The organism is Stenotrophomonas maltophilia, assembly GCF_001274595.1.
Classification (GTDB): domain Bacteria; phylum Pseudomonadota; class Gammaproteobacteria; order Xanthomonadales; family Xanthomonadaceae; genus Stenotrophomonas; species Stenotrophomonas forensis.
The window spans coordinates 2,922,444-2,939,847 of record NZ_CP011010.1; the positions used below are offsets into that span (position 1 = coordinate 2,922,444).

Annotated in this window: 34 protein-coding genes; 10 read left to right on the forward strand and 24 right to left on the reverse strand. The window is 65.1% G+C overall.

The annotated features are described in order from the left end of the window. Positions 1 to 5: 5 nt before the first annotated feature. The 7 genes from VN11_RS13380 to VN11_RS22295 form a co-directional block, all read right to left on the reverse strand. On the reverse strand, positions 6 to 1,217 hold the full coding sequence (locus VN11_RS13380; protein WP_053450090.1) for a phage major capsid protein: 1,212 nt from the start codon (positions 1,215 to 1,217) through the stop codon (positions 6 to 8). Beyond that, the gene (locus tag VN11_RS13385) at positions 1,214 to 1,861 is read right to left on the reverse strand and encodes an HK97 family phage prohead protease (protein WP_053450091.1); all 648 of its coding nucleotides are present in this window, start codon (positions 1,859 to 1,861) and stop codon (positions 1,214 to 1,216) included. Before VN11_RS13385 ends, VN11_RS13380 begins: the two co-directional genes overlap by 4 nt. After that, the gene (locus VN11_RS13390) at positions 1,854 to 3,110 is read right to left on the reverse strand and encodes a phage portal protein (RefSeq protein WP_053450092.1); all 1,257 of its coding nucleotides are present in this window, start codon (positions 3,108 to 3,110) and stop codon (positions 1,854 to 1,856) included. The genes VN11_RS13385 and VN11_RS13390 overlap by 8 nt, the downstream gene beginning before the upstream one ends. Then, on the reverse strand, positions 3,107 to 5,014 hold the full coding sequence (locus VN11_RS13395; RefSeq protein ID WP_238581811.1) for a terminase large subunit: 1,908 nt from the start codon (positions 5,012 to 5,014) through the stop codon (positions 3,107 to 3,109). Before VN11_RS13395 ends, VN11_RS13390 begins: the two co-directional genes overlap by 4 nt. Beyond that, the gene (locus tag VN11_RS13400) at positions 4,947 to 5,225 is read right to left on the reverse strand and encodes a hypothetical protein (protein WP_053450093.1); all 279 of its coding nucleotides are present in this window, start codon (positions 5,223 to 5,225) and stop codon (positions 4,947 to 4,949) included. The genes VN11_RS13395 and VN11_RS13400 overlap by 68 nt, the downstream gene beginning before the upstream one ends. A gap of 297 nt (positions 5,226 to 5,522) precedes the next feature. Next, entirely contained in the window at positions 5,523 to 5,849 is a 327-nt protein-coding gene (locus VN11_RS21880; protein ID WP_080374937.1) for a hypothetical protein, read from the reverse strand. Then, a complete protein-coding gene (locus tag VN11_RS22295) occupies positions 5,846 to 6,094 on the reverse strand; it encodes a hypothetical protein (protein ID WP_148564979.1) in 249 nt (82 codons plus the stop codon). Before VN11_RS22295 ends, VN11_RS21880 begins: the two co-directional genes overlap by 4 nt. On the opposite strand from VN11_RS22295, the gene VN11_RS13405 reads away from it, so the two are divergent. Beyond that, a complete protein-coding gene (locus VN11_RS13405) occupies positions 6,087 to 6,470 on the forward strand; it encodes a hypothetical protein (RefSeq protein WP_053450094.1) in 384 nt (127 codons plus the stop codon). The two genes, VN11_RS22295 and VN11_RS13405, sit on opposite strands and share 8 nt — an antisense overlap. 6 nt (positions 6,471 to 6,476) lie before the next feature. On the opposite strand, the gene VN11_RS13410 is transcribed toward VN11_RS13405, so the two are convergent. The 17 genes from VN11_RS13410 to VN11_RS22545 all read right to left on the reverse strand — a co-directional run bounded on the left by VN11_RS13410 (position 6,477) and on the right by VN11_RS22545 (position 13,793). After that, positions 6,477 to 6,839, reverse strand: coding sequence for a hypothetical protein (locus VN11_RS13410; protein WP_053450095.1), 363 nt, complete (start codon positions 6,837 to 6,839; stop codon positions 6,477 to 6,479). Next, positions 6,839 to 7,117: a hypothetical protein gene (locus VN11_RS13415; RefSeq protein WP_053450096.1), complete on the reverse strand. Its 279-nt coding sequence runs from the start codon at positions 7,115 to 7,117 to the stop codon at positions 6,839 to 6,841. Before VN11_RS13415 ends, VN11_RS13410 begins: the two co-directional genes overlap by 1 nt. Further along, the gene (locus VN11_RS13420; protein ID WP_008265830.1) at positions 7,114 to 7,317 is read right to left on the reverse strand and encodes a hypothetical protein; all 204 of its coding nucleotides are present in this window, start codon (positions 7,315 to 7,317) and stop codon (positions 7,114 to 7,116) included. The genes VN11_RS13415 and VN11_RS13420 overlap by 4 nt, the downstream gene beginning before the upstream one ends. Positions 7,318 to 7,372: 55 nt before the next feature. Beyond that, a complete protein-coding gene (locus VN11_RS13425) occupies positions 7,373 to 7,855 on the reverse strand; it encodes a hypothetical protein (protein WP_008267275.1) in 483 nt (160 codons plus the stop codon). After that, entirely contained in the window at positions 7,852 to 8,295 is a 444-nt protein-coding gene (locus tag VN11_RS22540) for a hypothetical protein (protein WP_232281350.1), read from the reverse strand. Before VN11_RS22540 ends, VN11_RS13425 begins: the two co-directional genes overlap by 4 nt. Positions 8,296 to 8,303: 8 nt before the next feature. Then, complete coding sequence (locus VN11_RS13435) at positions 8,304 to 8,789, reverse strand: glycoside hydrolase family 24 protein (RefSeq protein ID WP_053450097.1); 486 nt, start codon at positions 8,787 to 8,789, stop codon at positions 8,304 to 8,306. 95 nt (positions 8,790 to 8,884) lie between these two features. After that, the gene (locus VN11_RS13440; protein WP_053450098.1) at positions 8,885 to 9,601 is read right to left on the reverse strand and encodes a hypothetical protein; all 717 of its coding nucleotides are present in this window, start codon (positions 9,599 to 9,601) and stop codon (positions 8,885 to 8,887) included. Between the two features lie 103 nt (positions 9,602 to 9,704). Beyond that, positions 9,705 to 9,959: a hypothetical protein gene (locus VN11_RS13445; RefSeq protein ID WP_148564981.1), complete on the reverse strand. Its 255-nt coding sequence runs from the start codon at positions 9,957 to 9,959 to the stop codon at positions 9,705 to 9,707. After that, complete coding sequence (locus VN11_RS13450; RefSeq protein ID WP_053450100.1) at positions 9,959 to 10,258, reverse strand: hypothetical protein; 300 nt, start codon at positions 10,256 to 10,258, stop codon at positions 9,959 to 9,961. The genes VN11_RS13445 and VN11_RS13450 overlap by 1 nt, the downstream gene beginning before the upstream one ends. Further along, a complete protein-coding gene (locus VN11_RS22860; protein WP_265349061.1) occupies positions 10,255 to 10,380 on the reverse strand; it encodes a hypothetical protein in 126 nt (41 codons plus the stop codon). The genes VN11_RS13450 and VN11_RS22860 overlap by 4 nt, the downstream gene beginning before the upstream one ends. A gap of 74 nt (positions 10,381 to 10,454) precedes the next feature. Beyond that, on the reverse strand, positions 10,455 to 10,823 hold the full coding sequence (locus VN11_RS13460) for a Ref family recombination enhancement nuclease (RefSeq protein WP_053450102.1): 369 nt from the start codon (positions 10,821 to 10,823) through the stop codon (positions 10,455 to 10,457). Next, complete coding sequence (locus VN11_RS13465) at positions 10,823 to 11,020, reverse strand: hypothetical protein (RefSeq protein ID WP_040008728.1); 198 nt, start codon at positions 11,018 to 11,020, stop codon at positions 10,823 to 10,825. The genes VN11_RS13460 and VN11_RS13465 overlap by 1 nt, the downstream gene beginning before the upstream one ends. Then, positions 11,017 to 11,679: a hypothetical protein gene (locus VN11_RS13470; protein ID WP_053450103.1), complete on the reverse strand. Its 663-nt coding sequence runs from the start codon at positions 11,677 to 11,679 to the stop codon at positions 11,017 to 11,019. Before VN11_RS13470 ends, VN11_RS13465 begins: the two co-directional genes overlap by 4 nt. Next, positions 11,669 to 12,562: a helix-turn-helix domain-containing protein gene (locus tag VN11_RS13475; protein WP_053450104.1), complete on the reverse strand. Its 894-nt coding sequence runs from the start codon at positions 12,560 to 12,562 to the stop codon at positions 11,669 to 11,671. Before VN11_RS13475 ends, VN11_RS13470 begins: the two co-directional genes overlap by 11 nt. Before the next feature lies 1 nt (position 12,563). Beyond that, entirely contained in the window at positions 12,564 to 12,878 is a 315-nt protein-coding gene (locus tag VN11_RS13480; protein ID WP_053450105.1) for a hypothetical protein, read from the reverse strand. Positions 12,879 to 13,104: 226 nt separating this feature from the next. After that, positions 13,105 to 13,290, reverse strand: coding sequence for a hypothetical protein (locus tag VN11_RS13485; protein WP_053450106.1), 186 nt, complete (start codon positions 13,288 to 13,290; stop codon positions 13,105 to 13,107). Positions 13,291 to 13,349: 59 nt separating this feature from the next. Then, positions 13,350 to 13,793 carry a helix-turn-helix domain-containing protein gene (locus tag VN11_RS22545; protein WP_187299771.1) on the reverse strand — a complete coding sequence of 148 codons (444 nt, stop codon included), beginning with the start codon at positions 13,791 to 13,793 and terminating at the stop codon, positions 13,350 to 13,352. Between VN11_RS22545 and VN11_RS13495 the strand changes: the two genes are divergently transcribed. The 9 genes from VN11_RS13495 (at position 13,792) to VN11_RS13535 (ending at position 17,349) form a co-directional block, all read left to right on the forward strand. Then, positions 13,792 to 14,562 carry an XRE family transcriptional regulator gene (locus tag VN11_RS13495; RefSeq protein WP_187299772.1) on the forward strand — a complete coding sequence of 257 codons (771 nt, stop codon included), beginning with the start codon at positions 13,792 to 13,794 and terminating at the stop codon, positions 14,560 to 14,562. The two genes, VN11_RS22545 and VN11_RS13495, sit on opposite strands and share 2 nt — an antisense overlap. Positions 14,563 to 14,751: 189 nt before the next feature. Next, positions 14,752 to 14,943 carry a hypothetical protein gene (locus VN11_RS13500; protein WP_053450109.1) on the forward strand — a complete coding sequence of 64 codons (192 nt, stop codon included), beginning with the start codon at positions 14,752 to 14,754 and terminating at the stop codon, positions 14,941 to 14,943. Further along, positions 14,940 to 15,155, forward strand: a complete 216-nt coding sequence (locus tag VN11_RS13505) for a hypothetical protein (RefSeq protein ID WP_053450110.1) — start codon at positions 14,940 to 14,942, stop codon at positions 15,153 to 15,155. Before VN11_RS13500 ends, VN11_RS13505 begins: the two co-directional genes overlap by 4 nt. After that, positions 15,152 to 15,448, forward strand: a complete 297-nt coding sequence (locus VN11_RS13510; protein ID WP_238581813.1) for a hypothetical protein — start codon at positions 15,152 to 15,154, stop codon at positions 15,446 to 15,448. Before VN11_RS13505 ends, VN11_RS13510 begins: the two co-directional genes overlap by 4 nt. Further along, positions 15,445 to 15,681, forward strand: coding sequence for a hypothetical protein (locus VN11_RS13515; protein ID WP_053450111.1), 237 nt, complete (start codon positions 15,445 to 15,447; stop codon positions 15,679 to 15,681). Before VN11_RS13510 ends, VN11_RS13515 begins: the two co-directional genes overlap by 4 nt. Before the next feature lie 109 nt (positions 15,682 to 15,790). Further along, positions 15,791 to 16,033, forward strand: a complete 243-nt coding sequence (locus VN11_RS13520; RefSeq protein WP_053450112.1) for a hypothetical protein — start codon at positions 15,791 to 15,793, stop codon at positions 16,031 to 16,033. Positions 16,034 to 16,109: 76 nt separating this feature from the next. After that, positions 16,110 to 16,340: a hypothetical protein gene (locus VN11_RS13525; RefSeq protein WP_053450113.1), complete on the forward strand. Its 231-nt coding sequence runs from the start codon at positions 16,110 to 16,112 to the stop codon at positions 16,338 to 16,340. Further along, positions 16,337 to 16,891, forward strand: coding sequence for a DUF1566 domain-containing protein (locus VN11_RS13530; protein ID WP_053450114.1), 555 nt, complete (start codon positions 16,337 to 16,339; stop codon positions 16,889 to 16,891). Before VN11_RS13525 ends, VN11_RS13530 begins: the two co-directional genes overlap by 4 nt. A gap of 32 nt (positions 16,892 to 16,923) precedes the next feature. Further along, on the forward strand, positions 16,924 to 17,349 hold the full coding sequence (locus VN11_RS13535) for a DUF1566 domain-containing protein (protein WP_053450115.1): 426 nt from the start codon (positions 16,924 to 16,926) through the stop codon (positions 17,347 to 17,349). Positions 17,350 to 17,404: the final 55 nt, after the last annotated feature.

Sequence of the window (17,404 nt, forward strand, 5' to 3'; positions counted from 1 at the left end):
CGCTATCAAGCCTGCGGCTTGAAGCGTCCCTTCACGAATGCCTCGACGCGGCGCTTGGCCAGGCCCAGGCGCTCTTCGACCAGCAGCACGCGCTGGTTCTTCACGAAGTCGTCGTTGATCAGGCCGACCTTGAACAGGAAGCTCATGCGGTCGTAGATCGTGGCGCCACGCTGGAAGTTGGCGACCAGGAACTCGCCACCGGTGGTGGTGCCGTCGCCCTCGTCCATGCTGTCGGAAGCGACCACCGGGCGCCCCCACAGGATCGGCGTCACGAAGCCCTGCAGGTTGGCGAACAGGTAGCGATTCTGGCTGTCCTTCTCCAGCTCGATGTTCATCCAGTCCAGCTCGGTCATGACCGTGGCATCGGCCGCCAGCTTCGACTGCTGACGCACCTGGTAGATGGCGCGCCGCACGGTGTCGATGGACGTGTCGCCGGCCTTGGACAGGGCCGCATTGAACACCGTGGCGTCGGTCATCAGGCCCGGCAGGTTGTTGCCCAGGCCGTCACCCTTGAGGATCTGCGCCTCTTCTTCCAGCTTCAGGTCGTAGCGCAGCAGCTGCTGCAGGTAGCCGAACAGCTGCGGCACGTCGTCCAGGGCTTCGTCGGTGACCGGGATCCAGACCGCCAGCTTCTTCACCAGGTCGGTCTTCTGCTCGAAGGTGACGTTGCTCTGCGGCTTGGCCGTGCCCTCGCCGACCGGGCCGGCGCCGCGGGTGTGCAGCTTCTCACGGAAGTAGGTGTAGCTCTGGCCGGTGACGGAGATCGACGGGATCAGGTCGCGGATGCGCAGTTCCTGGCGGATGCCGGGCTGGATGGTCGGGTCATAGTTCGGAACCACGATGCCGGCGCTGGTGACCGCCTTGGTCTCCTGCATGGCCGCCAGCTCGTCCTTCTTGATCTCGATCTCTGCAGCCGACTTCTCACGGCCCATCAACGACTTGTATTCGTCGTTGCCCTTGATGAAGTCGATGAAGCCCTTCTTCGTGCCGGGCTGGTTGCCCAGGCCGATGCCCTTCTCTTCCAGCTTCAGGACCTTGTCGACCACCTTCTGGATCTCGTCGGTGGCGGTCTGGATCTGCTTCTTCAGGTCGGTGGTGACCTGGTTTCCCTTTTCGATCTCGGCCGAGGCGCTGTCGTACTTCTTCTGCAGGCCGGCAAAGCCGTCCTTCAGCTGCTTTTCCAGGCCCTCACGGATATCGCTGATGTTCTCGCTCATTGGTGCATTCCTTTGAAAATGGATTCGATGGATGTGCCGAGTTGCTGCAGCTGCTTCACGGTCTCCGTGTCCCCAATGCCACCGTCACGGTGGATCGCGGGAAAGCCGAGCGAGGCGACGGCCGCCGCCTCTTTCTGGGACAACCCCATGCGTTCGCGCAGGGCCGACTCGAAGGCGCGAACGTCGGACTTGACGCTCATCACCTGTGCTTCTGGGTTCATGCCGAAGGGGACAACCGAGCCTTCCCACAGCTCAGCCTTTTTGATGACGCGGACCCGCCGGCCTTCGCGGGTCTCCATGGCATCTTCGAGCGTGTTGAAGCCAACCGACATTTCATCCAACGTGCCGGCCTTCATCAGCTCGTACGCATCCCTGGCATAGCTGACGTTGAGGTTGACCTTGCCTTTGATGAGCAAGCCGTTGTCGTCCTGCTTGAAATCGGCGTCGCCGATCAAGCGGGTCAGATCGTGGTACAGGGCAAGGCGGAGGCGGCCTGTCCGGGTCGTCTTAACCTTGACGAAGGCGCCCGGGAGGATCAGGTCCTCGCCGAGATCCACGTTGTTGAACACGGAGGCATAGCCCTCGAAGTTGCCGGCATCGTCTGCCGCCTTGACCTCGAACGGGCAGGAATACTTGCTAAGCATTGGCGGGGTCTCCCGTTGGGTCGCTGCTGGAATCAGGTTTTTTGCTGGTCCACCGGGTGACCTGGTTGTATTGCTCGCCATCGAGCACAGGCAGGTTCTCCTTCACCCGAACCTCGTTGATCGTCATCCAGCCCGAGCCACCAGAGCCGCCAAGGGCGGTCTTGTAGTAGGTGGAGCGGGCGCCGCTGTCGGCGCGCAGCAGGCCCTCTACTACGGCCTCCACGAACATGTCCCCGTCAGCGAACAGCTTGTCGTTGATCTCGCTCTCGATGGCATCGAGGTAGGGCTTCAGTCCGAAGGTGACGAAGCCGCTGGTCTGCTGTTCCAGATTCGAGCCCAGCACCGACGTGGACCGGGCGCGGTTGGTCAGATAGAGCGGAACGCCCCAGATGCCGGCGAGCGCCTCTTCCTGGAACTGCTGCGACTCGATGAACTGGCTGTCCTTCTGCGTCAGGCCGGCCGGCGTGATCGTTGGCCCGCCCTGCAGGATGGCCATCTTTCCCAGGTCGTCCACGTCGCCCTGTCGGATATCCGGCAACTTCGCCTTGATCTGCGCCTGCTGCTCTTTGGTCAGGAAGCCCGGATAGGTGATGTATCCACCGGTGAACCCGCCCTTGCGCATGAATCGGGCCGACCAATCCTGCGCAGCGCGCGCCAGGCCGATGGTTTCAGCCTGGTACTCCACTGGCGACAGGCCAACAATGCCATCCGGACTGAACAGCTTGAAATGCAGCATGTTCTCCGGCGATACCGGCGTCTCGCTTCCGCTAATGGTCGCCCAGTAGACCAGGCCGTCGTCAGTGTCGATTCGGACGTTGTCCACACCCACCGGGATCAGACCAATCCAGGCGCCGGCGTCGTCGCGTTGGATGATGGCGAAGGCGTTTCCGCGCAGCGCCATGTTCACCACAACTGCTTTGATCAGGTCCAGCCACTTGATGTAGGGGTTGGGCTTGCTCAGCAGGCGCAGCAGCCGCCTGCGCTGCGGGCTGCTGCCTTTGACCAGCTGGCGGAGGTCACCGGCATCCTCGTAGAGCTTCCAAGGCAGGCCGGCAGCCGACTCGGATAGCACTTTCACACAGGACCAGACGATGCTCACGGTGAGCGCCTTCTTTGGCGTCACCCTTACGCCCGCCTTCGTGCTGCGGCCACCGGTGGATAGGTCAACTTCCACGTAGTTGCCGGTGGCAGGGTCGTCATACCCAAAGAACCGCCAGCTCAGCGGGTTGTACCAGCGAAAGGTCGTCATCCGATCAGTCCAAAGAAGCCGTTTTCCAGGTAGTCATCGATGCCACCGGCGTCCGGCGGCATGGCGTGTGCCGCACCGATGGCCATGCAGAGGGCCACGGCGGCGTCGATCTTGTTTGCCGACCTGGCCTTCGACAGCCAGCTGTTTCCCCAGCGGTCCGATTCGATGACGGCCGACATGATTGCGGACACCAACACTGGGTTCCGGCGCAGGCGCAGGCGCCCTTCCAACAGTGCTTCTTCCAGCAGCCGAAGCGATCCCGGCATCCACATGCCCTCCGGGACAGGTTGCCCGGACTGCTCTGCAGCCTCGACCGCGGCATCCAAGGGCTTTCCCTTCTTGCAGCCACCCTGCGGGTGCTCGGCGAAGGTCACCGACAAGCCAATGTCGTTGACCTCTTCTTCAAACCGCCGGAACGCATAGCGGTCGTACGCGACCAGCTGCACGTCATACCGGTTGTCGTACTCGGCCATGACCTGGGCCACATGCCGGAAGTTGATCGCCTGGCCTTGCGGCGCGTGCAGGTGACCGCCATTGACCCACGTGCGATAGGGCAGCTTGTCCTGCAGCTGCCGCGCATCCAGCGTGTCCCCGGGTGTCCAAGCCTCGATCCAGGCGTCGAATGTCGGCTTCTCGATGACTAGCTTCTCGCCCTCGATTTCGACCTCTACCGGTACGGTGCCGGTCTCGACCACCGCCGCCATGGCTGTGATATCGCGAACCTGCGACAGATCGAGGCCCAGGTAGACCTTGCTACCGTCATGCACGCGCGGGTCGAAGTCGGCCAGGGCTGGTTCCAGCGTCGGGCGCGTCATCCAAGCTGTCTCCGCATCGGTCCACACGCAGAAGTGCAACCGAAGAATGCCGTTCAGTGATCCGGGGATGGCCTTTGCTTGCGCCACCACGTCCGCCAGGTACTGCTCGGTGATCGTTACCCCCAAAAGGGGATTGGCCTTCGCCCAGCAGCTAGGGTCTTCCAGCGGGTCGTCGCCGTCGTCCAGGCTGCACACGTAGCTGAAGGTCCGGTCATCGATCACGTCGCCAATGAAGGTTGGATCGTTCACTGCCTCGGTATGGCCGGCGGCGACCTTGACCGCATGCTCATGCTCCTCCCAGCACACCGAGGTCCGGTCACTACCGGAGTTGGTGATCATGAAAAGCAGCGGCTCGCGGCGGAACTTGAAGCCGCGCTCCAGCATTTCGATGATTCGCCGGTCGGGAAGCTCGTGCACCTCATCGACCAGCACGAAGAACGGCCGAGGACCGGAGCCGGTGCGCCCTGTGTCGCGCGAAACAGGCCGGAAGAAGCTCGCGCTGGCGTGGTTCGCCATGCTGAACTCCCGGCCCTCGCCGCCGGCGAACTCCACACGCTTGGCCAGCAGCGGCGACTTCTTGACCATTTTTACTGCGTCGGCGAACAGGATGCCCGCCTGGTCCTTCTTGGCCGCCGCCGAGTAGATCTGCGCGCCGGCCTCGCCCGCCGCGGTCATGCCCAGCAGGCCCAAGCCACCGGCCAGCGGGCTCTTTCCGTTGCCCTTTCCCTGCTCGACGTACGCACGGCGAAAGCGGCGCAGGCCGTCCGCGCCCTTCCATCCGAACAACGAGCCGATGATGAAAGCCTGTGAGGGATGCAGCTCGAACTTCCGTCCCTCGAACTGTCCTTCGGACAGCATCAGCACGTTCTCGAAGTACTGGAAGGCGTACTCGGCTGCCGCGTGATCAAAGTAAAGGCCACGTTCGGGGCCCTGGATCAAGTCCTGCAGGTGGCGCCGGCAGGCATTTCGCACATGCGGCCCGGCGATGATCCTGCCGGCAACCACATCCAGTGCATATGCCTTAGTGCGGTCGGGCCGGGCCTGCGCCGTTGAAGAATTGCTCGCCCGCGTCGTCTTCGTCGCCACCATGCGAGACCTTCGATTCATCCACAGGGGTAGCACCCAGCTTCGAGAGGATCGAGCTGAGCGCCTGAGTTGCTGACACGCCGAATTCGGCCTTGGGATCTTCCATCCGGGCCGTCCAGAGGCACGCCAGGCGCAGAAGCACCCGGTGGCTTGAGTTCAGCCATGACATTTCCGATGCAAATTCCTTCCAGGCTCGTTTCTCGGCCGCGGTCATGGTTTTGAACGGTTCGCCCAGGGCGCGCGTTCCCGCCGGCCTCTTCCTGCCGGCGTGCCGGCCAGGGTTCTTGATGGCGGCGCCGCTTGTCGCAGCTTTTGCGACTGGCAGTCGGGGCCTTGGCATGGATTCCTCGGGGAAATACGGGTTTTCTTCGATGGAGCGCCCCGCTCAGGGGGTCGTCCCGTGAATTGTGGATACGCGTGTTTGGGGCCCAGGTCGGTCTAGCTCGCGGGCGGCGGCATAAATTCACCGCCCCTACCCTGCACCGCGTGGAACGCGCTGCCGTGGAACCGCTCAGGCGACCGGCCAGCCGTCGTCATCGCACCCTCGGACTTGCACCGCACCCCGCTCTAGGCGCGCCTGATCGACGTTGTGGCAGTCGGCGCACTGGCTGTCGAATGGACCAGACCAGAACATCTCCTCGGTCTCTCCGGCCGGATGACCGTTGGTGTGGTTGCATACCGTCGCCACCGACACGTGGCCGCGCGCCTTGCATCGGCTGCACAGCGGCTCGCGGTCCAGCTGCGCCTTGCGTGTGCGCTGCCAACGCGCCGTGCCATACAGGTGGGCGAAGGCACTGCCACCGGTCTGCCGTGTCCTACGGCCACGAGCCACGCTCACCGCCTGGCACTCCCTGCCCTTGCGGCAGATCGCAGCTCATCCTCGTTGCGCTTGAGCGATCGCGCTTGCTGGATCAGGCAGCTGATCAGCTTTCGTCTCGCAGGCCCCTGATCCATGGCAGCAATAGAATCCAGGGTGTGCAGTGCGCCAGAGGCGATGTACCGGCTGAGGTCACCCTCCTTACCACCGCGCACGCACATTTCCACACGGACAACGCCGTCGGCAGGATTGAACTGAATGGACACCACTGATCTCCATGAAGCACGACTCGTACTTGCCGAGCTGCTCCGGGTACATGACGAGTTTGAAGAGATTGCCGCAGCTGGCGACCGCCATCGATCCCTGGGTCCGGTTGAACTACAGGGCTACCGCGAGCGCTTGGTAGATCTGAAGGCGCACCTCAAACAGCGCGCGAGCACGGGCACCATCGATGGCTCGAAGCGACGGCCGACCAGGATCGAGGATGCGTTCTACGAGCCAGCGATTAGGCAGGCATCCGCCAACTTCTCTTTGCGGACGAATGCCCATCCATCGGAGTGGGTCACCGGGCTCTACGGGCCGTCCTCTGATATCTCCTACCTCGCTAGCCAGCTGCAGGAGCTGCTCAAGGAGCATCAGTAGGGAAGGTCAGAACTCCTCCACTTCCCAGCCACCGCCGTCGCGCTTGCGCCTGACCTTCACCGCGATGAAGCGGAACGGGTACATGGCCGCCGCTATCTTGATCTTGGCCCGTGCATCGTCCTGCCAGTGGCCCTTCACCTCGTGGCACTCCATGACTCCGTCGGCGGCCATGACCGCAAAGTCCGGGGTGTAGAACGTGTTGTCGGCCAGGCGCAGCTTGAGGCCCTCGAACTTGTGCCAGAGGATTTGGCCGGATGCCTCCAGCGCGCGCAGGCGCTCGGCATAGGCTGCCTCGGTCTTGTTCATCTCGCCAGTCTTCAGCCGGCCCAGCGCCAGCACGCGGCGCTCCTGCGCCGTCTGCGGTGCCATCAGTGTGGCTCCGGCACAGGTTTGCCCTGCACCCGGTCAATGGCTTCGAGCTGCGCCTCGTACTGCACCAGGCATCGCTTGCGACCATTGCTCACGTCGAACACCGCCGATGGTGGCGCCTCCTTCACCCATTTGCAGCGCTTGCGCAGTTGGGCATCGATCGGCACGTAGGTGGCCACCGGAACCGTGATGACGGCTGCCGGCGGCGGGTTCGGCTTGGTAGGTGCGGCCTGGCAGGCGACCAGCACCGAAACCGACAGCAGGAGTGAGAACCTCATGGCGCGATCCTCTTGCCGAGAGTGATGGGCGATTCCAGGGTGCGATCCTCCTGCACGAACGCAGCGGCGATCTCCAGTACCAGGTCCACTGCCATGCACCACAGGTGCAACGCCGGAACCTTCGGGCTGCCGGTCACCTGGGAATCGCTGTCTTCGCGCAACCAAGCAGGCACTCCGAACAGGCGGCCCTCGTGGGTCATCCCGGCCTCAATGGCGCTTTCCCTATCGACGTAGAGCCATAGTGGGAGCCGCATATCAGTACCCCTTCAGTGCTGGGCAGGCGGAATCGAGCAGCTCCAGCGCTGCCTTGCAGGTGTCGGGCCGCTGCTCGTAGCGACCGCGCCAAGTGACGGCCTCCCTCTCGGACGCCTCGATCTTGCCGGCCAAGGCCTGCAACGCAGCCGCGCTCTCTGCCTTCAGGGCTTCCAGCTTCTCGGCTTCAGCTCTCAGCGCGGTGGCGACTTCGGCCAGGCGCTGATCCCGGGTGTCCACGTCGGCCTGCAACCGGGCGGCATCAGCCTGCCAGTCAGCTCGGACCTTGATCACCTGGGCGCTCAAGTCGCGGATCTTCTGCTCCTTCTCCCAGGCAGTCAGCCCGGACACCATGCAGCCGAAGGCCAGCACCGCGCACACCAGCTTGACCTTGCTGCCGGGTTTGCTCAGCCACTGCAGCGCGTCGGCAGCGGCGCCTACGATCAGTGTCCACAGCGCGCGAAGGAATCGAATCACTACGTTCATGGCTTGTCGCCTCCGATGGCGCCGGTGGCTTTCTCCACCATGCGCACGTAGCCGGGCAGCAGCCGGCGGATCAGGACGCCCGAGATGCCTGCCATCGGCAGCTGCGGGGCGCCGGCCAGCTGGGGCCAAATCCATGCCGCGATAGCCACCACCCAGGCCGCAAGGACTGCGTAGGCCACGACCGCAACCGCCAGCGCGGCCCAACGAGCAGCGGTCTGCAGCAGGCGATGCCGGCGAAGTCGACTGGCGTCTGCCGCCACTCGCCCAGCGTCCTTGTCCGGGAGGATCAGCACACCGATCAGGGCGCCGGCCAATGCAAGCAGCAGTACTGACTGCGGAACGCCGAGGATGATTCGCTCGGCCTCACGTAGTGCGTCGGCGGTTGCCGGTGCCACAACGGCGGCGGTGAACGTCCCGACGACGATCTTGAAGGTGCTCACGGGCTCGGTCACGGCGCCACCGTCCCGCCGGCCTTGCGGTACACAGCCAACAGGTCGGAGAACTTGTGCTCGTGCTGGCCATAACCCGCACCTGGCAGGCTCGCCCATTCCTTGGAACACAGCGCAATCGCGTGATGAATGTGGCCGGCCTTGACCGATTCCAAAGCACCCCGCCCTTGGATCAGCCGGATACAACCCTTGTCCTGGTTCAACGGGCCGAAGTCCGCCAAACCCATCTGGCGCCGCAGGCTGTCCCAAGTGCGCGACAAGAACTGGTAGCGGCCTGCAGCCGTCGACGTCAACTTCGGGTTCAGGCGAACCAGAACACGCGGATGATCGCGGTATGTGTTGAAGAGCTTGCCGCCCACCAACACGTCATAGCCGCTGTTGTTGGTGGGCTGCCTGCCGTTGTCGGTCCCCTCGGACCAGGCCAGCATGTCGAGGAAGGCCACGACGTTCACGCCGCCAGCCTGTTGGGGAGTGATCTGCGCCATTGCGTCTCCGAAATAGAAAAGCCCCGGCTGGGCCGGGGCTTGCGTCTGGATGGTGACAAGAATGCTCGTCAATCTGCGGACCCCGCAAGTCCGCACTATGCAGCGCGATTCAGAGCCCCGGAGAAGGCCTCGGCAGCAACATGCTCGGCGCTGCGCATACGCTCCAGCATCCACTCGTACACGGGGCGCCAGAATCGCCGGTAGGCAGCTTCGTCGGCACCAATAGCCGCCCCGCGCTTGCGGCCACTCAGCTGCTCCAGCCCAACCCCTCCGCATGTCTCGCACTCAACGACCCCGCCATCCACTACAGCGGCTTGAAAGCGCAGGCCGTCGCAAGCCTTGCAGCAGCCACAGCTGACCATTTCTTCAATCACAGCGCTGGCCAGCACCCCAAGCTGCTCCATGGTGTTGTTCGGCCATGCCGCAGCGCGCGCCTCATCCAGTGCGCTCTCTGCCCGGCTCAGCTCACGCCGCTGCATATCCGTCACCGGCCCGCCGCCCCAGCCGATGCTTGCTTTGGCGATGCCGAACTCGGTCCGCGCGGTGGCCAGGCCATGCATCTGCTGGATGAACTCTGGCGCCACCAGGCCGATCACGGCCTTGCGCAGGTGCTCGCGTCGGCGCGCGGCGCTCTCCGGCCACCACAACACCTCCAGCAACTCACGGCCAAGGCCATCAGGCACGTACGCCAGTGCGGCGGCAATGTCTTGCGTAGTCAGCTCCGGCAGGCCACCACCACAGCCAGCGTCGAACCTCTGCGTGGTCGGCCCCATACGGCTTGCCAGCAATTCGCGTGCTTTGTTCGTCCTCATGCGCCTTCCCCTTGGTGGTTTGCTCGTACAGCGCGCGGTCGCGCCAGGTAGTTACTTGCTGCGGCCCTATTGAGGCCCTCTCTCTGGATCGGGTGAAGGCAGCTCACGAAGGCACCTCCGGGCGGGCGGCGAGCATGGCGCTCCAACGGCTCGTGATTGGCGCCCGGGTCGTGTCCGCTCGGTGTGCAGCCAACAGCATTTCGTCAGTCGGCTCCACCGGCACCAGCACGAAGCCCTGCGCTACCTGCCAGGCCAGGACAGCGCGCGCCGCCCGAACCTCATCCCGGGTCAACTCGGCCGGATCGCAAGTGAAGATCGATGCCAGCATCGCCCGCGCCCGCGTTTCATTGGCGTCCATCAGCCCCCCACCGGGCCGGCCGGCTCGGCCGCATAGTGCGTGATCGCAGGGTTGTCACCGCGCCAGCTGCCGAATACCGGCCGCTTGCTCACCGAGTCCCACAGCATCAGCCGGCGACCGTCCTGCGGCGCCTCGGCAATCGGGCGCCATGACAGCGGCACCGACAACGCTCCCTCAATGGCGTTGAGTGCACTGGCGGTGGTCACAACCACCTGCCTCCCCTGCTGGAAATTCAAGCGCCCGGCGTCGCTCAGCTCGAGAGCCAGCAGCTCGCGTGCCCTGAGTGCATAGCCGCTCATGCTCGCTGCTCCCAGCTGGCCGTCAGGCGCTGCACCTGCCCGCCGCGCGCCTCGAACTGCTCCACCGTCTCGGCCGGGCCATCGGCGAGCACGCGTGCCTTAGCTCGCTTGGGCCGGGACACCGTGTTGTGGTCCATCCGCCGCTCGCGTGGTTCCCGCTGGGGGTTGATCCTCGGCGCAATGGCCTTCGTGTTCCTCATGCTGCCGCCCTCAGTTCGTTGATGTAGGTCTGGTTTGCGATCAGCTCGTCATCCGAGCCATATGTTTCGTGGAACGTCCGCGAGCCATCCATCAGGCTCGGGCCGTAGATTTGGCGCATCGTTGCGAAGGTGTTGCCCTCCATCAGATGCCGCATGTGGTGCCACTTGCAGAGGCCGTAGCCCTCCATGTGGCCGCGCCGCACGTTCCCGCTCTTGGCGTGGTTGTAGTCGCAGCCGTAGACCACCAGGGATGGCTCCAGCAGCCCCTGTATCTGAAGCGCCAGGCAGGCCATGCACGGGCCCGCCTTGGCCAGCTCGATCCGGGCGCCCTCTTCCCTGGTCGGCGGTGGTGCCTTCGACCACATCAGCGCAACTCCGGGATCGGGCCCGCATACCGGGTGATCGGGATCTGCCGCATGCCATCGCGCCACACCGTCATCCCGCGGGAGGCGTACATCACCAGCGGCTTCACCCCGTAGCCATAGGCCAGATACCAGCCGGCCACGGCCACCGGCTCACTCACCGGGCGCACCTCAACGTCGAAGTGATCGGGGCTCCTCATGCCGCTTTGCCTCCCAGCAGGTCCGCGATCGCGGCCAGGTGCGCGCGGGTCCGGGCGTCTGCAGTCGGCGATGCCTCCACCGTGCCGGCCAGCAGCGCCACCGGATTGAACGCCGGGGTGGCCGGCGGCAACGCGAGATGTTCCGCGACCTGCTCATGCGTCAGCTGCCCGGCGGCCACGGCCTGCTGCAGCACGCCATCCCGGCCGGACACGTCAGCGCCGAGCGAAAGCTGGTAGGTCGCCGTGCGGTGGGCAGCGCGCGCGTCCTTCACCAACCGGGCATACACCTCTAGGAATGCCGGGCGCGCCGCGATCTTGTCGCCAGCCTGCACCAGCGGCAGCGCTGCAGCCCACGCGTCGCGGGTCTGCTCGGTCCACACCACGGTCGCGCCCTCATCGGCGGCCCGGATCGCGCTGGCCCACGCCTCATTCGGCGCTGGGTGGCCGTCTTCGATCCGCTCCAGAATCGAGGCCAGGGACAGGCGCGCTTTCAGCTCTCGACGGCACGATGCCAGCGCGCGCTCCAGCATCGGCAGCGGGTACTGCGCCAGATCCGAAACCATGAAGACGGCGGCGCTCGGACTGATCCGGTCGCCGATTACCTCGGCGGTGGCCACCAGCAACTCGATCAGACGTTCCTGCTCGAAGTCACTGAGCATTGCTGGCCCCCTTGATCTTCCGCAGCAGATCCTTTGCCTCGTCGGCCGCATTGGCGTTCGACTGTGTCTGGTCCTGCTGCTGCGCGCTGGCCTGGGTCATCTGGCGGCCGGTGGCCCACTGGGTGCGGTACGCCTCGCAGCGCGCCAGCAGCTGGCCGAGGTCGTGCAAGCCCTGCACCACGTAGCGCTCATTGACGGTCAAGAACCACGCGGCGACCGCCGGGGCCTCCTCGCGGCCCAGCCGCTGCACGATCTGCTTCACGTTGGCGTTGACCTTCGCGTTGCGGACCGGCGCCACCCCGTGACGGTCGCGGTACGCAGTGGCGTAGGCCACCCAGGTGGCACGGCAAGCTGCCTGCAACTCGGTTTCCGACTCCACCATCGGCGGCGTGGCCGGCAGGCCCGCCGGAAATGACGGTTCTCCTGACGGTTCATTGAGGGTTATATGACGGTTAGGCGGCACGGGGCGCACCTCCAGACCTGCGCCCGGTGCACCCCCTCCTGCATGGGGCGCACCCCGGGGTGCATCGGGCGCACCCCCTGCACGGGGCGCATCACCTGCGCCCGGTGCATCCCCACCCTTCGCCGTTTTCCGCTTGCCCTTCGGCGCGGCGGCATCGGCATTGAACTTGTCCGGCGTGACCGCATAGACGTTGCTGCTGTTGAACCTGCGCTCGCGAGTCAGCAGGCCAACCACCTCCAGATGATCCATGGCGGTGCGCACAGCGCGCGCAGACATGCAGCAGCGCTTTCCGATCGTAGCGATGGCCGGCCAGCACACGCCCTCGTCATTGGCCTGGTCCGCCAGCGAGATCAGCACGGCCTTCTGCGTGACGCTCAGGCCCTGCAGCGGCCAGCACTGCGACATGATGATGGTCGACATGTCAGAGCCCCAGCGACATGTTCTGGCCCGGGGCCACCGGCCACCAGGTGCAGGCCGGCTTGCCGGTGGTGGCACAGGGCGCTGACGGGCCGCGCCAGATGCGACCCTCGCGGGCCAGCTCCGGCAGACGACGGCCCAGCATGTGGCGATCAAGACCGGTCAGCGTCGACAGGTGCAGGCTGCTGTGCCCCGGATGACGGGCCACCGCGGCTTCCGTCTTGGCATGCTGGACGCGCAATGCACCGCTGGCGACAAGGTCGGCAGCAGCGGCGTGGCTGGTGTCCGGATCGGTGGAGCGCGCGCGTAGGCTGCTCATCTGTACTACCTCGTAGGGTCTTCGGGCCGTTTCAGTCCCTGAAAAGGGACCACTTCGCCGTTGCTTCGCGGGAGCCGGTAGCGGCGCCCAAGTTCGCCGCGTGCCAGCTCTGTCGCGGCCTCCTCGGGAGTGATCCCCCGCGAGGCCGCGTATTGATCAAGCTGTTTTCGCTGGTCGCGCGACAGCTGAATTTCCATGGACCCTCCCCAGGGACTCGTTGGGTCCTTCAGGCCACATCACTGTCGGGGCTACGCTGTTCCAACGCGGCCAAGCCGGCCAGCACCAGGTCACGAACGAACACCGCGGGCTGGCGCCCATTGAAGTTCGCTGCCGCATCGATCAAGGCCTTTTCCGTGTCGTTGAACCGGACCTTGATCGGGTTGTCACGAAGGTTTGAAGGGTCTGCGTACATATCCGTATGGAAGCTATTTGGAGGGGTTGGTGAAGCAACGCACTGCAGCGCGCGGCACGTCAGGCCGCGTCCACAGAAACGATTCGGTCAGCATCTGGATCGTGCGGCGCGGCTGCAGCCGGCGCCCGCTCTTCGATGCCCAAGAGCTTGGTGATCTGCGGCAGCGCCGGCAGCGCGCCCTCTTCGGGCCAGCCAGCCACCTGCTCAACCGGCAGATCCAGAACCTTTGCCAGGTGCGCGTCATTGCCCAGGCCGAGCCGCGCGCGCAGCGCGCGCTTGCTCATGCGGGTGTCGATCAGGGCAGTCACGTGAGTGAGGGGAGATCCCCCGAACTGGTCGGGCTTCATGTCAGCCAGCTTGAAAGCCGCGTCGGCACGTGGAGATCGGGTGCGCCCAGCCCGGATCTCGCGAACTGCGTTGGGAGTGACACCCATACCGGAAGCCAACTGTTCAACAGTTGCGCCGGCGCTCAACAGCACTTCGATGTGGGATTTCCAGTCCATGGGCAAGGAACTTACAGGATTCTGTAGGCTCAATCAACAGCATTCTGTTACAGACTTCTGTGAGCATTCCGGTATGGAAACCATTGGCGATCGAGTAAAGAAGGCCCGGGCGGATGCCCGCATGAGCAGGTCCGAGCTGGCCGTGGCGACCGGGATTGGCTACAGCACCATTGCTGAGCTGGAACGGGGCGGAATGCAGACGAGCACAAAGCTCCGCGTCATTGCGTCCGCCCTGGGCGTTTCCCTAACGTGGCTAGAGACCGGCAAGGGCACGCAACACGGCCTAGCAGAGCCCCAGGCCGAGTACGTCGCGGCGTCTGAGATTCCCGCCGGCTATGTTCGCTTCCGCATGATGGATGCGCAGGCTGCCGGGGGTGTGGGCGTGGTGAACCAGGACTATCCGGCAGTGCTGCGAGAGGTCGATATCGCCGAATGGCAGGTGCGTAGCCAGATCGGATTCATCCCCGACGAGGGGCGCGTGCAGCTGATTACCGTTCGCGGGGACTCCATGCACCCTGATGTGAAGAACGGGGACGTGGTCATGGTCGACACGGCGCGCGGCTTCTTCGACGGCGACGGGGTGTACTTGATCAACCTCAACGGCTACACCATGGTCAAGCGCCTGCAGATGCTGCCTAACGGTCTGCATATCGTCAGCACGAATCCCAAGTACCAGAACGCCGTTCTGCCACCAGATGAGATTGACACCTTGCACGTAGCTGGCCGGATCGTTGGTGCTGCACTGATGCGCCGGGGCGAGGATATCTAGCGACAGGCAGCGCAAGACAGTGATCAAAAGGCCCCGCGACGACGGGGCCTTTTTCGTTCTGCAGCCCCGAAAGTGCAGACGCACAGATTTCTACAGAATCCTGTTGACTGAAATCTACAGAATCCTGTAGTTTTATCTCCAAGCCGCCTACACAGCCCCATCCCGGGGCCGGGCGCAGGAGATCACGCAATGGCAACCATGTCTCTAGGCGTCAGCAAGGCGCCACCCACCGTCGTAGCGATTCCCTCCCTCGGCGTGGTCGCCATCAAGGTGGGCGCTGCCAGCCTCTATATTGAACTCGCAGAGGCTGACCGCCTCTCGGTAGAGATCCAGCACGCCGCGCATCAGCTGCGCGGCGAATGCCAGGACGCCGCCGCATGAGCGCCGCCCTCGCCCACCACTCCAACGCCCAGCGCGCGGCAGCCGCCGCCGGCATCGTCGCCCGCGCTGGGTGCCGCTGGGGCCTCCTCCCCTATCAGGTCGTCGCAGCCGCCAGCTTCGCCGCCAATGCCGTGCTGCGGCAGGGCAAGAGCGCAGCCGGTGCCGTCGCTGCAGCTCGCCGCGCAGCGCGCGCACAGGCAGGTGCTGCATGAGCGCCGCCGCACCGAGCCTCCCCGTCATCGAAGTGCCTGGCTGTGGCATGCGCTTGCGAGTGATGAAGGATCCGGCCGGCTGGAGCGTGTCGGGCTGGCGCCGGACGAAAGGCGCAACGGCCATGGCCGTGTACGTGTCCACCGACACCGCGCCGACTTTCATGGAGACCGCTGGCCAGCACCACGTCATTGCCGGTCGCACTTACATCGCACTGCCGCCCACGAGCCAGAAGAAGCTACAGGCGTTCATTGCCTCCACTGAGGGCGCAGGCGCCCAAGGCGGTGCTGCGTGAGCTTCTTTGTAGACGCACAGCAGGCGATCCGGGCCGCGATTTCAGACCTGGAAGAGGAAGGCTTCGGCACTGAGGAGCTGCGGGAGGTCGCAGACGCGCTTGCCGATCTGATCGAGGCGGCTCAGGCAGCACGCACGTCCCTGCAGCACATGCGTGGACCGGATTCGATCATCCACGCACGTTCTGCCGAACTTGATGCCGCGCTCCTCCGCATCAAGGGCGGTGCCGCGTGACCGACCCCGACTTCTTCGCCGCCATGGCCGTCGGCATCCCGCCCATCACCCCGCCCGCCGGCCCCGCGCCCGCGCCGGCCGAGCCCACCACCGAACAGGAGACCGAGTAATGCGCCACCTGGTCCTGCCCTTCTTCTGTGCCTTCGTGGTCGGCCTGCTGCTCGCACTGCTCGCCTGGGCCCTGCACAACCGGGTCGACGCCGTCGCCCTCGCCTGCGCCATCGGCGCCGTGTTCTTCGCATGGCGCTGCTGGGAAGACCTCCAGAGCACTTGGCCAGCCTTCAAGGCCGAGATGCAGCGGCGCAGCGCCGAGCGTCAGCGCGCACCACTGGCCGCAGACGAAACCCACTGAGCAACCGCCCGCCCGATTGACCGGGCTCCGCGCCGGCCGGACTTCCACTCGCCGGTAACCCATCCCAGGGAGCCGCATGCGCAATCAACTCGACATCTTCGACCACGACCCGGCACGCCTCGCAAAGGCAAACCGCGACGCTGCCGAGCATGCCCTGACTGACGTGCAGTTCTCCCACAAGGTCCGTCAGGAGCGAGCAGCTCACTACACCGCCGAGGCGGAGCGTCTGGAAGCCCTGGCAGCTCTCTGCAGTCCAACCCGCGCCGCCGTCGGCGGCACCCACAGCAACGCGAGGAACGCACGTTGAACGCCATCACCATTCGCACCAAGGGCGACACCGAGATCCAGCTCGCCCTTTCTCCTGCGGCGATCACCAACCTGATCGAGCTCGCCGCAGATCCCGTCGCCTCCGGCAGCGTGACCGCCACTGGCCACACCAAGCTGTTAGCCGACGGCACCAGCGCTGCCGGCAGCGACCCGCGTACCGACCACGTCGCGGTGATCGACCACGCCACCGGCCTCATGTGGGCGGTCAAGTCCATCGGCGACAGCGATGGCGACCCGATGAGCCAGGCCGACTGCGAAAAGGCATGCCGTGAGCTGCGCCTGCTGGGCTACGACGACTGGGGCATGCCGAGCCGCGCCGAACTGGCCGCCCTTGTCGATGACAACCGCCATGAGCCCGCCATCGATACCGCGCTGTTCCCGGGCGTGCTGCCGCGCTGGCACTGGACCAGCACGCCGGCCGCCTGGTCCTCGGCGTCCGCGTGGTTCGTCCTTTTCGACGACGGCCTCGTCAGCTACGGCCGCCGCGGCAGCTACGGGTTCGCGTTGGCCGTGCGTCGTGCCGGTCAGTAATTGGCCCTTTTGATCCTTTCCCTGGAGCAACCATGAACCCCATCATCTTCAAGAAGATCGGCGCCGACCGCAACCAGCTGCCGGACGATTCCATCGACCACGTCGCCGTGTTCCTGCCCGACTACGGCCTGACCTTCACCGCCACCAACATCGTGGACAGCGATGTTCCGCATGCTGACTGCGAATCCGCCGCCAAGGCCCTGGACTTCCTCGGCCACACCGACTGGGATCTGCCGACCATCGAGGAACTGCAGCTGCTGATCGACCGCAGCCGCTACTCGCCGGCCATCAACACCGACTTCTTCAAGGACATCCAGAACGACTGGTACTGGTCGAAGACCCCGGCCGCCTGGTCCTCGGCGTCCGCGTGGAGCGTCAGTTTCGGCGGCGGCTACGTCAGCAGCCTCCCCCGCTACGGCAGCGGGTTCGCGTTGGCCGTGCGTCGTGCCGGTCAGTGATTTGATTTTCTGCTGAGGCTTTCCCGATGACCTCCCGATTCCAGCCCCCACCCAT